Source organism: Rhodococcus sp. LMD (assembly GCF_056108245.1).
In genome coordinates, this window is the sequence record NZ_CM148557.1 from 4,926,276 (window position 1) to 4,939,220 (window position 12,945).

Genomic DNA, 12,945 nt, shown 5'->3' on the forward strand with positions numbered 1-12,945 from the left:
ACGTCGCGCCCGGCCGCCGAGCGTCCGGCCCGTCCGGCGACCGGCATAGGCTCACACCATGCCGCACTCCGAGCCCCGCGCATGGGAGACCGTGTTGAACCACCTCGAGCAGCAACTGGTCTCGGGACAACTCGCGCCCGGCCAGCGGTTGCCCGGGGAGCGCGTCCTGGCGGCCGATCTCGGCGTGGGCCGCTCGTCGGTGCGGGAGGCCCTGCGCGTCATGGAGGCGCTCGGGTTGCTCAGCGCACAGACCGGATCCGGGCCGACGGCGGGCGCGATGATCGTCTCGCGCCCCACCGGGGGCATGTCGATGCTCATGCGCATGCAGGTGGCGGCGCAGAGTTTCCCGGTGGCGGACGTGGTCCGGACCCGGCTCGTCCTCGAGACGGAGGTGATGCGCGCCCTGGCCGAGAGCGATCCGGCCCCCGACCTCGCCCACGCGGAACAACTGCTCGACGCGATGGACGACGCCGAACTCGTGGCCCACGAGTTCCTGGTGCTCGACGCCCGGTTCCACATCGCGATGGCGGACGCTGCCGGGAACCAGGTGATCGCGGCGATGATGACCGGACTGCGCGACTCCATCGAGAGCTACGTGCTCGCCGGCGCTCCGCTCGCCACCTGGCCCACGACGTGTGCCCGGCTGCGGTGCGAGCACCGGGGACTGCTCGAGGCGGTCCGCGCCGGCGACGCCGACCTCGCCCGCTCCCGCATCGTCGACCACATTCGTGGCTACTACGCGGAGAGCCTCGGGCGTCTCCAGGACCGCCCGGACGACCCTGGAACGGAGCACTCTCCACCTCGTGTATAGTCGGTGATGCAACGCGGGGTGGAGCAGCTCGGTAGCTCGCTGGGCTCATAACCCAGAGGTCGCAGGTTCAAATCCTGTCCCCGCTACCACCGCCGGCCCGGACTCTCACGAGTCCGGGCCGGTTTCGTCGTATCCGCGTCGTTCGGCTCGCCCGCGCTCTCACCCGCCCTCGTCGAGCGAATGCCTCGTCCGTCTCGACAGTGGTGGCGATCGATACGTCCGCCCCGCCGCCCCACCGCCCGGATCACTCGACGGCCCAGGCGCGACGACCGGCACATTCGCTCCGACCGGGCGGCGCGGACGGGTAGATTCCGGCTGTGAACGGATCTGTCCGGCGACCGCGGAGAGTGCCATGAGCGAGGAGGGGCCGGCCCCGCTGCCGGCACACCGCGCCCGCAACGGACCCCGGGCTCCGCGGTGGCTGCGCCCGGCGATCCTGTACGTCCTCCTTGCCGTCGCCGCCTACCAGCTGTCCGGTTGGCTGTTCCACAACCTGCGCGGCTTCCTCGGATTGCTGTTTCTCGCATGGTTGCTGAGCATCACGCTCGAGCCCGTCGTCGACTGGCTCGAGCGTCACGGGCTGCGCCGGGGAGCGGCCACCGGGTTGGTGCTGTTCGGACTGCTGGCGTTCGCCGTCGGATTCGTCGCTCTGTTCGGGACGTTGCTCGCCGAACAGTTGGGCCAGTTGCTGAAAGCCTTACCGGACGCGCTGACCGCAGTCACCGAATGGGCCAATCGTGTCTTCGACACGAACTTCACCACGGGTCCGGAACTGCTGCGACTGACCCCCGAGACGGTGCGCGATCTGGTTCAGCGGTTCACCCCCGGCGTGCTCGGCGTGGTGTCGTCGGTGGTGGGCGTGGTCTTCCAGGCCATGACCATGCTGCTGTTCGTGTTCTACATGTCGGCCGAGGGCCCGGCGATGCGCCGCACGATCTCGAGCTGGTTCCCGGCCCGGCAGCAACGAGTCATCTCGACCGTGTGGGAGATTTCCGTCGAGAAGGCCGGTGGCTACGTCGTCTCCCGCCTCATCCTCGGTGCGGTCAGCGCCGTGGGCACCGGCATCTTCCTCATGATCATCGGCGTGCCGTACTGGCTGCCGCTCGCGTTGTGGACCGGAATCGTCTCGCAGTTCGTGCCCACCCTCGGGACGTACCTGGCGATCGCGCTGCCCGCGATCATCGCCGCGGCCAACCAGCCGATCGACGGGTTGTGGGTGGTGCTGTTCGGCACGGCCTACCAGCAGGTCGAGAACTACGTCCTGCACCCGCGCATCACGTCGAAGACCGTGTCGATCCATCCGGCCGTCGCGTTCGGGTCGGTGATCGTCGGGGCGTCGCTGTTCGGTGCGATCGGCGCGCTGGTGTCGGTCCCGGTCGTCGCCGTCCTCCAGGCTCTCGTGGAAACGTACGGCCGGCGCTACGAGCTCGTCATCGACACCGGCGACACGGACGCCGCCGCCGTGCCCGGCCCCGAACCGGGCGACGGCTGAGCGGCTACGCGCGGGGGATCCGGCCCATCAGGTAGAACTCCGGATTGGGCATCATGCCGGCGACGCCGGCCATCCTGTTGCTCAGACCGAAGAAGGCGGTGACGGAGGCGATGTCCCAGGCGTCCTCGTCCGTGAAGCCGTGTGCGTGCAGAGCCTCGAAGTCCGCGTCGTCGATCTCGTATGCCCGCTCGTTGACCTTGGTGGCGAAGTCGAGCATCGCGCGCTGGCGCGCGGTGATGTCGGCGGTGCGGTAGTTGATCGCGACCTGATCGGCCACCGTCGGCTTCTTCTCGTAGATCCGCAGGATCGCCCCGTGCGCGACGACGCAGTACAGGCAGTTGTTGGCGGCGGAGATCGTCGTCACGATCATCTCGCGGTCGCCCTTGGTGAGGCCGGAGTCCTCGCGCAGCATGATCGCGTCGTGGTAGGCGAAGAAGGCCCGCCACTCGGCGGGACGTCGCGCGAAGGTGAGGAACACGTTGGGCACGAAGCCCGACTTCTCCTGCACCTCGAGCACGCGCGCGGCGATGTCCTCGGGCAGATCCTTCAGTTCCATGGCGGGAAAGCGCGTACTCACGGGGGCTCCTGGTCCGTCGGCAACGAGTCTCGAAGTTAATCGTTGTTAACCGAGTTGTCCAGATCCCCCAGCCGCCCCGGCTACCGGTCGAACCACGCCTGCGCGTCGAGCCGGACGTCCTGACCGTGCGTGACGGCGCGCAGGTCGACCTCGAGGCGCTCGAGCCGGTCCGCACCGAGCGTCCGCCCCCACTCCGCCCGCAGGTCGTCGAAGATCACCGCCGACCGCCGCAGGCAGTCGAGGCCCCGGTCGGTGAGCACGACGATCCGCGCCCGCGCGTCCGACGGATCCGGCTCGCGCCGAACGTAACCGAGACGCTCGAGCCGGTCGACGGTCTTGCCGGCGGCCTGCTTGGAGACGCCGAGGCGGCGTCCGATCTCGCTCGCCGACGCGCCGGTCGCTCCGACGGCCTGCATCGCGAACCCGTGGGCCGGACGCACGTCCGGGTGACCCTCCTCGGCCAGCCGGCGATGCAGCGCGTCGACGAGCGAGCGGAATCCGGCGAACAGGAGCAGGGGCAGCTCGTAGCCCGGGGTCGGGTCTTGCACATTTTCGACAACTCGGTTTACTATTTCGTCAACCACATTGTCTATCTTATCGGAGGCCGTCCCGTGTCCACAGCATTCCTCCACCATCGACCCGAGACTGCACCCCCGGCGTCGCGGGCCACCATGGAAGCGATCCGGCAGAAGTTCGGCTACGTGCCGGCAGCCGTGGCGCTCATGGCGGAATCCCCCGAACTGTTGTCCGCCTTCACCCGCGCCGGTGCGCTGTTCGAGCGCAGCAGCCTCGACGAACTCGAACGCGAGGTGCTCGTGCTGACGATCGCCACGCGCAACGAATGCCACGTCTGCGTCGCACTGCACACCGCCGTGCTGACGCGGATGGGTGCGCCGGGCAACCTCGTCGACGCCCTGCGGGCCGGCCGACCGCTCACCGATCCCCGACTCGAGGCCCTGCGGACATTCACCGTCGCCGTGCTCGACTCGGCGGGCGCGGTCCCGGCCGACCGGTGGGCCGCGTTCACCGCCGCCGGCTTCACCACCCGCCATGCACTCGACGTCGTCCTCGGCGTCGGCACCTTCACCCTCTCGACGCTCGCCAACCGCCTCACCGGTGCCGAACTGGACCCGCCGCTCGCTTCGTTCGCGTGGCACCCCGCACCGGCTCCGACGCCGACGGGCCGAATGTCACATTCGGTCGGTCAGATCGACGCGGTGTGACATTCGGCCCGTAAGTGTTCGGCCCGTGAGCCTTTCGGAGACGGTGAGATCAGACGAGAAGGGTCGCGGCCGTCGCGGCGACGACGTCGTCGACGCTCACGCCGGGCGCGGTCTCGACGAGCTTCAGGCCCTCGTCGGTGACGTCGATGACGGCCATGTCGGTGATGATCCGCTGGACGCAGCGCTTGCCGGTCAGCGGCAGGGTGCACTCGTCGAAGATCTTCGGTTCACCCTTCTTCGTGACGTGTTCCATCATCACGATGACGCGCTTGGCACCGTGGACGAGGTCCATCGCGCCGCCCATGCCCTTGACCATCGCGCCGGGGATCATCCAGTTGGCGATGTCGCCCTTCGCGGAGACCTGCATCGCGCCCAGGACGGCGACGTCGATCTGGCCGCCGCGGATCATCCCGAACGACTGCGCCGAATCGAAGAACGACGCACCCGCAATGGTGGTGATGGTTTCCTTACCGGCGTTGATCAGTTCGGGATCGAGTTCGTCCTCGGTCGGGTACGGGCCGACGCCGAGCACGCCGTTCTCCGAGTGCAGGATGACCTCGACGCCCGGATCGAGGTAGTTGGGCACCAGGGTCGGCATGCCGATGCCGAGGTTGACGTACTGCCCGTCCGAGAGTTCCCGGGCCACACGCGCGGCCATCTGCTCGCGGGTCAGCTTCTTCACGGTGGTGGCGGTCTGGGTCATGAACGAACCGTCCGATTCTCGATGCCGACAGTGACAGGTCCGACGGGCACGACGCGCTGGACGTGGATGCCGGGGGTGTGGATCTCGTTGGGGTCGAGCTCGCCCGGTTCGACGAGGTGCTCGACCTGCGCGATGGTGATGCGGCCCGACGTGGCGGCGGGCGGGTTGAAGTTGCGGGCGCTCGCGCGATAGACGAGGTTGCCGTGCCGGTCGCCCTTCCAGGCGTGCACCAGGGCGTAGTCGGCGACGATTCCGCGCTCCATGACGTAGGTCTCGCCGTCGAACTCGCGGACCTCCTTCGGGGGCGACGCGACCGCGATGCCGCCGTTGCCGTCGTAGCGCAGCGGAAGCCCGCCCTCCTCGACCTGGGTGCCGACGCCGGCCGGGGTGAAGAACGCGGGGATGCCCGCGCCGCCGGCGCGCAGCCGCTCGGCGAGGGTGCCCTGCGGGGTCAGTTCCACCTCGAGCTCGCCGGAGAGGTACTGGCGGGCGAACTCCTTGTTGGAGCCGACGTAGGAGGAGATGGTGCGTCGGATGCGCCCCTTCTCCAGCAGTACGCCGAGGCCGAAGCCGTCGGTGCCGCAGTTGTTGCTGACCGTCTCGAGGTCGGTGGCGCCCTGGTCGAGCAGCGCGTTGATGAGGATTTCCGGGACGCCGACCAGGCCGAATCCGCCCACGGCGATGGTGACGCCGTTCGGGATGTCGGCTACGGCCTCGGCGGCGGTGGCAACGACTTTGTCCATGCCCTTACGATAGCGCCAGTCGTACGTAATGTGAACCCTCGTCCGTCATGCGAACCATTTCGATACTGTTTCAGTTTCGAATATTGATTCGTGCCGGGTGACCCACTAGCCTTGTACGCATAGCGTCCCTCCGTCCATATCGCGAACACGCGCCGAACACCGAGGTCTCATGCTTCATCTGCCGCCCCGCTTTGCGCGCCCCGACGGCGCACACCCGCCGCTGGACTTCCCCGACTACCGGACCACCGCGCTGCGCCGCCCGGCCCAGCCGCTGACGCTGATCCCGCAGCGCCTCGGCGAACTCACCGGACCCGTCTTCGGCGAGGACCGCGTGCAGGAGGGCGACGCCGACCTGACCCTCGCCCACGGCGGCGAGGCCGCCGGGCAGCGCATCATCGTGCACGGCCGGGTGCTCGACAGCGACGGCAAGCCCGTCCCGCACACGCTGCTCGAGGTGTGGCAGGCCAACGCCGCCGGCCGGTACCGGCACGTGAACGACAACTGGCCCGCCCCGCTCGACCCGCACTTCGACGGCGTCGGCCGGTGCGTCACCGACGCCCAGGGCAACTACCGGTTCACCACGATCAAGCCCGGCGCCTACCCGTGGCGCAACCACCACAACGCGTGGCGCCCCGCCCACATCCACTTCTCGCTGTTCGGCACGGCGTTCACCCAGCGGCTCGTCACCCAGATGTACTTCCCCGACGACCCGATGTTCTTCCAGGACCCGATCTACAACTCGGTGCCCGCCGAGGCACGGCACCGCATGGTCAGCGTCTTCGACTACGACGCCACCGTCGACAACTGGGCCCTCGGATTCCGTTTCGACATCGTCCTGCGCGGCCGCGAGGCCACCCCCTTCGAGAACGAGGAGGACGACGATGAGTGAGTTCGCTCCTCGTTACCCCGTCACCCCCGGCGACCAGAGCACGGCCACCTTCGGCCCCACGCCGTCGCAGACCGTCGGCCCGTACTGGAAGATCGGCCTCGACTGGGGCGCCGACGGTGAGAACGTCGTCCCCGCCGACACGCCCGGCCGGATCACCGTGCGGATCACCGTGATCGACGGTGACCGTACGCCGATCGCCGACGCGATGGTCGAGACCTGGCAGGCCGACGCCGACGGCCGGTTCGGCACCGACGGTTTCCGCGGCTTCGCCCGCAGCGCCGCCGACGAGACCGGCACCGCCACCGTCTACACGATCAAGCCCGGCGCCCACGAGTCCGACACGGACGCCGACGAGGCGCCGCACCTGAACGTCGGGATCTTCGCCCGCGGCATGCTCGATCGTCTCTGCACCCGCCTGTACTTCCCGGAGGATCTCGCCGCGCACGCGACCGACCCGGTGCTCGCCGCGCTGCCGGAAACGCAGCGGCGCAAGCTGATCGCCGAGAAGTCCGACGACGGGTACGTCTGGACCGTGTACGTTCAGGACCTCGATCCGAACGGTGTGGAGACGCCGTTCTTCGCGATCTAGACGGGAGCGTGTCTTGACCGTGCCGGCGCAGTCCGACCCCACCCGCGGTGCCCTCTTCGACCCCGTGTTCGGCGCCGCCGACCTCGCGCCGCTGCTGTCCGACCGCGCGTGGATCACCGCCCTGCTCGAGGTGGAGGTGGCGATCACCCGCGCCGCCGAGAAGCACGGTCGGGCGACCCCCGCCGATGTCGTCGCCGTCGCCGCCGCGGCCGACGACCTCGGCCGCGACCTGGACCCGGCCGAACTGGGCCGGCTCTCGGCGGCCGGGGGCAATCCGGTGATCCCGCTGGTGAAGATCCTGCGGGCGCGCGCGGACGCCCCCGCCGCCGCGGTGCACGTCGGGGCCACCAGCCAGGACGTCCTCGACTCCGCGCTGATGCTGCTCGCCCGCGAGGCCGGCCGGCGCGTCGTCGCCGAGCTGCGCGACGCCGCCGACGCCGCGGCGCACCTGGCCCGGCGGCACCGTGACACCCCGACGGTCGCCCGCACGCTCGGCCAGCAGGCGCTGCCCACCACGTTCGGCGCCCTCGCCGCGACGTGGCTCGTCGCACTCGACGACGCCACCTCCGAACTGGACCGCACCCTCGGCGATCTGCCGGCCCAATACGGCGGAGCAGCAGGAACTCTCGCGGCCGTGCACCCCGACGGACTCGCGTTCGCGGACACCCTCGCCGACCTGCTCGGCCTCGCCCGGCCCCTCGTGCCGTGGCACACCGCCCGCACCCCGGTCACCCGGCTCGCGACGGCGCTCGGCGTCGCCGCCGGTGCTGTCGCCAAACCCGCCACCGACGTCGTGCTCATGGCCGCCACCGAAGTCGGCGAGGTGAGCGAGGACGCGCCCGGCGGTTCGTCGGCGATGCCGCACAAGCGCAACCCGGTCGCCGCGATCACCGCCCGTGCCGCCGCCCGCCGGGTACCCGGCCTGGTCGCGACCGTGCTCGCATCGACCGACCACGAATTCGCCCGCGCCGCGGGCGCGTGGCACGCCGAATGGGAGCCGCTCACCGACCTGTTGCGCCTGACCGGCGGTGCGGCACATCAGCTTTCGACCAGCCTCGGCGGACTGCACGTCCACCCGGACGCACTCGCCCGCAACCTCGACCGCACGGGCGGCGCGATCCTCGCCGAGAAGGTCACCGCCGCCCTGGCCCAGCACACCGACGAGGCCCGCGACATCGTCACCGCCGCCGCGCAGACCGGCACCCCCCTCGACCGCGACCCGGCGATCACCGGACACCTCGGTGCCGACCGGGTCCGCGCCCTGCTGGACCCCACCCGCTACCTCGGCCACGCCGGCGATCTCGTCGACCGTGCCCTCGCCCACCACGACCGGCTCCTCGGAGGACAAGCATGACAGTCACGCTCGACTACGAACAGTACGGCGACCCCGCGGCCCCGCCGGTCGTGCTGCTCGGCTCCCTCGGCTCCGACCGGTCGATGTGGACGCCGCAGATCACCGCGCTGTCCCCGATCGCGAACGTCGTCGCCGTCGACCACCGCGGGCACGGCAAGTCACCCGTCGTCGACGGGCCCTACACGGTGGCCGATCTCGGCGGCGACGTCGTCGCGCTCCTCGATTCCCTCGGCCTCGACTCGGTGCACTTCGTGGGCCTGTCGCTCGGCGGCGCCGTCGGCCAGTGGCTCGCCGCGCACCGTCCCGAGCGCATCCGCACCCTGACGCTGCTGTGCACGTCCGCCGCGTTCGCCCCGGCCCAGCCGTGGCTCGACCGCGCCGCCACCGTCCGCACCGACGGGCTGGCATCGATCGCCGAGTCGATCGTCGGCCGCTGGTTCACCCCCGAACTCGCCGAACGCGACCCCGAACTCGTCGCACGGCACGTGCAGATGGTCTCCGGCACGAGCGACGAGGGATACGCCGCCTGCTGCGAGGCGCTCGCGACGTGGGACGGGCGCCCCGACCTGGCCCGCATCGTCGCGCCCACCCTCGTCGTCGCCGGCGAGCAGGATCCGGCCACCCCGCCGGCCACCATGCAGCTCATCGCCGACGGCATCGCCGGCGCCGACTTCCACGTCGTCGGCCCGGGCGCGCACCTGGCCAACGTCGAGCAGGCCGGCCGGATCACCGCCCTCATCCGCGAGCACATCACCCGCGCGACGCCCGCCGGTGCGCAGCGCACCGCCGCATTCGAGCAGGGCATGCGGGTGCGGCGCACGGTCCTCGGCGACGCCCACGTCGACCGGGCCGTGGCGTCGGCCACCGAGTTCACCCGGCCGTTCCAGGAATTCATCACCCGCACCGCGTGGGGCGATGTGTGGTCGCGGCCGGGCCTGGACCACCACACCCGCCGGCTGCTGACCCTGGCGATCCTCACCGCCGTCGGCAACGAACACGAACTCGACATGCACATCCGGGCCGCGCTGCGCGCCGGAGCCGACCCCGACGAGCTCGTGGAAGTATTCCTGCACACCGCGATCTACGCGGGAGTGCCGAACAGCAACCGGGCCTTCGCGCTCGGCCGGCAGGCACTCGCAGACGGCGAAGGGAGCACCACATGACGATGACCCACGGCGAACCGATCGCGGCGTCGCCGGACTACGTGCAGTCCCTCGCCCGCGGACTGTCCGTCATCAAGGCATTCGACGCCGAGCATCCGCGCCGTACCCTCAGCGAGGTCGCCAAGGCCACCGACCTGACCCGGGCCACCGCGCGACGGTTCCTGCTCACCCTGGTCGAGCTCGGATACGTACGTACGGACGGCTCCCAGTTCTGGCTGACGCCGCGCGTGCTCGAACTCGGCTACAGCTACCTGTCGAGTCTGACGCTGCCGGACGTCGCCCGCCCGCACCTCGAGGCGCTCGCCCAGAAGGTGCACGAGTCGACGTCGGTGTCCGTGCTCGACGGCGGCGACGTCGTGTACGTCGCGCGGGTGCCGGTCAGCCGCATCATGACCGTCTCCATCACCATCGGCACCCGCTTCCCGGCGCACGCCACGTCGATGGGCCGGGTGCTGCTGGCCGGCCTGTCCCCCGCCGACCTCGACGCCTACCTCGCCACCGCGACGCTCGAGCCCCTCACGTCGCGGACCCTCGTCACTCCCGCCGACCTGCGCGCCGAGCTCGACCGGATCCGGCGGGACGGCTACTGCATCGTCGACCAGGAGCTCGAGGAGGGCCTGCGGTCGCTGGCCGCACCCATCCGCGACGCCTCGGGTGCCGTCGTCGCGGCCGTGAACATCTCCACCCAGGCCGCCCGCTACAGCCTCGACGCCGTCCACAGCGACCTCGTGCCCGCTGTGGTCGACACCGCGGCGGCGATCTCGTCCGACCTCGCCCGGACCCAGAACCACTGACCCCGATTCCCCGACAAGGAAGTGCCATGCGCGACGTCGTGATCTGCGAACCCCTCCGTACCCCCGTCGGTCGCTTCGGCGGCGTCCTGAAGGACGTCGCGCCGGAAGACTTGGCCGCCACCGTGATCCGCGAGCTCGTCGCCCGCACCGGCCTCGCCGGCACGGACGTCGACGACGTGATCCTCGGTCAGGCCTCGCCCAACGGCGAAGCTCCCGCGCTGGGCCGCGTCGCCGCATTGAACGCCGGTCTGGGCGTCGAGGTTCCGGGACTGCAGGTCGACCGGCGCTGCGGCTCCGGGCTGCAGGCGATCCTGCAGGCCGTCATGCAGGTCCAGTCCGGCGGCAGCGACCTGATCCTCGCCGGTGGCGCCGAGTCGATGAGCCAGGCCGAGTTCTACGCCACCGGCATGCGGTGGGGCGTCAAGGGCGAGGCCGTGGCCCTGTCCGACCGGCTGGCCCGCGCGCGGGTCACCGCCGGCGGCCGCGACTTCCCGGTGCCCGGCGGCATGATCGAGACGGCGGAGAACCTGCGCGCCGAGTTCTCCCTCAGCCGGGCGGACCAGGACGCCCTGGCGGTGCAGTCGCACCAGCGGGCCGTCGCCGCGCAGAAGAACGGCGTCTTCGCGCAGGAGATCGTTCCCGTGGCGGTGCCGCAGCGCAAAGGTGAACCGCTCGTCGTCGACACCGACGAGCACCCCCGCGCCGACACCAGCATCGAATCGCTCGCCACGCTGCGCCCGATCCGGGCCAGGATCGACCCGGAGTCGACCGTCACCGCCGGCAACGCCAGCGGCCAGAACGACGGTGCGGCCGTCGCGATCGTCACCACCGCCGAGAAGGCGGCCCAGCTGGGACTGCGCCCGCTGGCCCGGCTCGCGAGCTGGGCGGTGGCGGGAGTGCCGCCGCGCACCATGGGCATCGGCCCGGTGCCGGCCACCGAGAAGGCCCTCGGCCGGCTCGGCCTGACCCTGGCCGACATGGACGTGATCGAGCTCAACGAGGCGTTCGCCGCGCAGACCCTCGCCGTGACCCGCAGCTGGGGCCTCGAGCCCGACGACACCCGCCTGAACCCCAACGGCTCCGGCATCTCCCTCGGCCATCCGGTCGGCGCGACCGGCGGCCGCATCCTCGCGACCCTGCTGCGCGAACTGGACCGTCGCGGGGGGCGCTACGGCCTCGAGACGATGTGCATCGGCGGCGGCCAGGGCCTGGCCGCGGTGTTCGAGAAGGCGGCGTAGCCGCCGGTGTGTCCTTTGGGCTGCCAGGGCAGCCCAAAGGACACACCGGCCGCGTCAGCGGCGGGCGGGCACGACGGCGGGTTCCGTCTTCGAGAGCGCGTTCGGCGCGGTGATCCGGCCGAGCACCGCGATGAGGACCAGGGCGGCCAGGACCGGGACGCAGGCGACGAGGACGATGGTGCCGGTGGGGACGCCGAGGCCGATCAGTGCGCCGCCCAGGACGGGCCCGACCACGGAGCCGAGCCGGCCCATCGACGCCGACCAGCCCACCGCCGTCGTCGCGGTGGCCTGCGGATACATCGAGACCGACAGTGCGGTCTGGCCGATCATGCCCGCCTGGACGCCGAGCCCCACTCCACCGAAGACGATCAGCAGCAGCACCTTGTCGGCGCCGAGGAACGCGGACACGACGAGGAAGACGATCGCCAGCGACGTCGTGACCACGAGCACCGACGACATCCGGAACCGCAGCGCGCCGATCATCAGGACCGCCGCGCCGACGATGCTGCCGATACCGAGCGCCGCCGACCCCAGCGGCGCGAGGCTCGCCGAGAACCCGTAGCTCGTCAGCAGCGTCGGCAGCCACGACGAGAAGACGTAGTACACGGTGAACATCAGGAACGAGAAGCCCCACAGCAGCAGCGTGCGGCTGCGCAGACCGGGGTCGAACAGGCGCGCGACGGAGGCCTGCCGCACCGCCGACGTCGTGGCCTCCGGTGCGGGCCCACCGGCGGCGGCGCGGCCGTCGGGCAGTCCGATCCACAGCAGCGGCAGCAGGACGGCGGATGCGGCGGCGCCGGCGAGGAACACCGACTCCCAGCCGAACGCGGCGATCAGGCGCGTGCCGACCAGGCCGGCGAGCAGCGCACCGAGCGAGATGCCCATCGTGACGAACACCGCGATGGACTGCCGCAGCCGGGGCGGATTGAGCACCGTCGCATGCGACACGGCGGCGGGCAGCACCGCGCCGAGACCGAGTCCGGTCAGCACCCGCAGGGCCGTCAGTTCGGTGATCGTCGACGCGAACGCGGTCAGCAGCGAACCGACGGTGAACACCACCACGGCCGCCAGCACGACGCGGCGGGCACCGAACCGGGCGACGAGCCGGCCGCAGGCGAGGTAGCCGAGCGCGACGCCGGCGCTGGTCAGCGACAGCGCGGGAGTGAAGTGGGACGGGGCGACGCCCCAGTCCCTCGCGAGTGCCGGGACCGACAGGCCCAGGGCGATCGTGTCGTAGCCGTCGAGGACGACGGCGACGAAGGTCAGGACGAGGACCAGCCAGTTGGGCGAGTCCTCATCGGTTCGGGTGAGGGACGGTGTGCTGTCGGTTCCGCGCATGATGGCGTCCTCGGGTCGGTCGATGCCCTGC

Annotated in this window: 14 protein-coding genes and 1 tRNA gene; 10 read left to right on the plus strand and 5 right to left on the minus strand. The window is 71.0% G+C overall.

Going from position 1 to position 12,945, the window contains the following annotated elements:
• Nucleotides 1–58: 58 nt before the first annotated feature.
• From ACWPQI_RS22515 to ACWPQI_RS22525, 3 genes are all read left to right on the plus strand, one after another.
• Nucleotides 59–811: a FadR/GntR family transcriptional regulator gene (locus ACWPQI_RS22515; RefSeq protein ID WP_048771500.1), complete on the plus strand. Its 753-nt coding sequence runs from the start codon at nt 59–61 to the stop codon at nt 809–811.
• 12 nt (nt 812–823) lie between these two features.
• Nucleotides 824–900, plus strand: a tRNA-Met gene (locus tag ACWPQI_RS22520).
• 263 nt (nt 901–1,163) lie between these two features.
• The gene (locus tag ACWPQI_RS22525; protein WP_302070115.1) at nt 1,164–2,303 is read left to right on the plus strand and encodes an AI-2E family transporter; all 1,140 of its coding nucleotides are present in this window, start codon (nt 1,164–1,166) and stop codon (nt 2,301–2,303) included.
• 4 nt (nt 2,304–2,307) lie between these two features.
• Here the strand turns inward: ACWPQI_RS22525 and ACWPQI_RS22530 are convergent, their stop codons facing one another.
• Entirely contained in the window at nt 2,308–2,859 is a 552-nt protein-coding gene (locus ACWPQI_RS22530) for a peroxidase-related enzyme (RefSeq protein ID WP_017679747.1), read from the minus strand.
• 101 nt (nt 2,860–2,960) lie between these two features.
• A complete protein-coding gene (locus ACWPQI_RS22535) occupies nt 2,961–3,428 on the minus strand; it encodes a MarR family winged helix-turn-helix transcriptional regulator (RefSeq protein WP_010595726.1) in 468 nt (155 codons plus the stop codon).
• 63 nt (nt 3,429–3,491) lie between these two features.
• Between ACWPQI_RS22535 and ACWPQI_RS22540 the strand changes: the two genes are divergently transcribed.
• Nucleotides 3,492–4,103, plus strand: coding sequence for a carboxymuconolactone decarboxylase family protein (locus tag ACWPQI_RS22540; protein ID WP_026137541.1), 612 nt, complete (start codon nt 3,492–3,494; stop codon nt 4,101–4,103).
• Between the two features lie 49 nt (nt 4,104–4,152).
• Here the strand turns inward: ACWPQI_RS22540 and ACWPQI_RS22545 are convergent, their stop codons facing one another.
• Both ACWPQI_RS22545 and ACWPQI_RS22550 read right to left on the minus strand, forming a co-directional pair.
• Nucleotides 4,153–4,806, minus strand: coding sequence for a CoA transferase subunit B (locus ACWPQI_RS22545; RefSeq protein ID WP_010595728.1), 654 nt, complete (start codon nt 4,804–4,806; stop codon nt 4,153–4,155).
• The gene (locus ACWPQI_RS22550; RefSeq protein ID WP_010595729.1) at nt 4,803–5,549 is read right to left on the minus strand and encodes a CoA transferase subunit A; all 747 of its coding nucleotides are present in this window, start codon (nt 5,547–5,549) and stop codon (nt 4,803–4,805) included. The genes ACWPQI_RS22545 and ACWPQI_RS22550 overlap by 4 nt, the downstream gene beginning before the upstream one ends.
• A gap of 169 nt (nt 5,550–5,718) precedes the next feature.
• Between ACWPQI_RS22550 and pcaH the strand changes: the two genes are divergently transcribed.
• Genes pcaH through ACWPQI_RS22580 form a run of 6 tightly spaced genes read left to right on the plus strand, consistent with a single transcriptional unit; the run spans nt 5,719 to nt 11,576 of the window.
• The gene (pcaH, locus tag ACWPQI_RS22555) at nt 5,719–6,438 is read left to right on the plus strand and encodes a protocatechuate 3,4-dioxygenase subunit beta (protein WP_010595730.1); all 720 of its coding nucleotides are present in this window, start codon (nt 5,719–5,721) and stop codon (nt 6,436–6,438) included.
• The gene (pcaG, locus tag ACWPQI_RS22560) at nt 6,431–7,027 is read left to right on the plus strand and encodes a protocatechuate 3,4-dioxygenase subunit alpha (RefSeq protein ID WP_010595731.1); all 597 of its coding nucleotides are present in this window, start codon (nt 6,431–6,433) and stop codon (nt 7,025–7,027) included. Before pcaH ends, pcaG begins: the two co-directional genes overlap by 8 nt.
• Nucleotides 7,028–7,040: 13 nt before the next feature.
• Nucleotides 7,041–8,381 carry a lyase family protein gene (locus ACWPQI_RS22565; RefSeq protein WP_040270983.1) on the plus strand — a complete coding sequence of 447 codons (1,341 nt, stop codon included), beginning with the start codon at nt 7,041–7,043 and terminating at the stop codon, nt 8,379–8,381.
• Entirely contained in the window at nt 8,378–9,544 is a 1,167-nt protein-coding gene (pcaDC, locus tag ACWPQI_RS22570) for a bifunctional 3-oxoadipate enol-lactonase/4-carboxymuconolactone decarboxylase PcaDC (RefSeq protein WP_040270985.1), read from the plus strand. The genes ACWPQI_RS22565 and pcaDC overlap by 4 nt, the downstream gene beginning before the upstream one ends.
• A 2-nt stretch (nt 9,545–9,546) precedes the next feature.
• Nucleotides 9,547–10,338: an IclR family transcriptional regulator gene (locus ACWPQI_RS22575; protein ID WP_371851024.1), complete on the plus strand. Its 792-nt coding sequence runs from the start codon at nt 9,547–9,549 to the stop codon at nt 10,336–10,338.
• A gap of 26 nt (nt 10,339–10,364) precedes the next feature.
• A complete protein-coding gene (locus tag ACWPQI_RS22580; RefSeq protein ID WP_191902676.1) occupies nt 10,365–11,576 on the plus strand; it encodes an acetyl-CoA C-acetyltransferase in 1,212 nt (403 codons plus the stop codon).
• A gap of 54 nt (nt 11,577–11,630) precedes the next feature.
• Here the strand turns inward: ACWPQI_RS22580 and ACWPQI_RS22585 are convergent, their stop codons facing one another.
• Nucleotides 11,631–12,914, minus strand: a complete 1,284-nt coding sequence (locus ACWPQI_RS22585) for an MFS transporter (RefSeq protein ID WP_010595736.1) — start codon at nt 12,912–12,914, stop codon at nt 11,631–11,633.
• Between the last annotated feature and the right edge of the window lie 31 nt (nt 12,915–12,945).

Bases quoted from the DNA above. Each gene is read 5' to 3' on its own strand.
- ACWPQI_RS22515 (WP_048771500.1), top strand. From the start codon at position 59: ATGCCGCACTCCGAGCCCCGCGCATGGGAGACCGTGTTGAACCACCTC.
- ACWPQI_RS22525 (WP_302070115.1), top strand. From the start codon at position 1,164: ATGAGCGAGGAGGGGCCGGCCCCGCTGCCGGCACACCGCGCCCGCAAC.
- ACWPQI_RS22530 (WP_017679747.1), bottom strand. From the start codon at position 2,859: ATGGAACTGAAGGATCTGCCCGAGGACATCGCCGCGCGCGTGCTCGAG.
- ACWPQI_RS22545 (WP_010595728.1), bottom strand. From the start codon at position 4,806: ATGACCCAGACCGCCACCACCGTGAAGAAGCTGACCCGCGAGCAGATG.
- ACWPQI_RS22550 (WP_010595729.1), bottom strand. From the start codon at position 5,549: ATGGACAAAGTCGTTGCCACCGCCGCCGAGGCCGTAGCCGACATCCCG.
- pcaH (WP_010595730.1), top strand. From the start codon at position 5,719: ATGCTTCATCTGCCGCCCCGCTTTGCGCGCCCCGACGGCGCACACCCG.
- pcaG (WP_010595731.1), top strand. From the start codon at position 6,431: ATGAGTGAGTTCGCTCCTCGTTACCCCGTCACCCCCGGCGACCAGAGC.
- pcaDC (WP_040270985.1), top strand. From the start codon at position 8,378: ATGACAGTCACGCTCGACTACGAACAGTACGGCGACCCCGCGGCCCCG.
- ACWPQI_RS22575 (WP_371851024.1), top strand. From the start codon at position 9,547: ATGACCCACGGCGAACCGATCGCGGCGTCGCCGGACTACGTGCAGTCC.
- ACWPQI_RS22580 (WP_191902676.1), top strand. From the start codon at position 10,365: ATGCGCGACGTCGTGATCTGCGAACCCCTCCGTACCCCCGTCGGTCGC.
- ACWPQI_RS22585 (WP_010595736.1), bottom strand. From the start codon at position 12,914: ATGCGCGGAACCGACAGCACACCGTCCCTCACCCGAACCGATGAGGAC.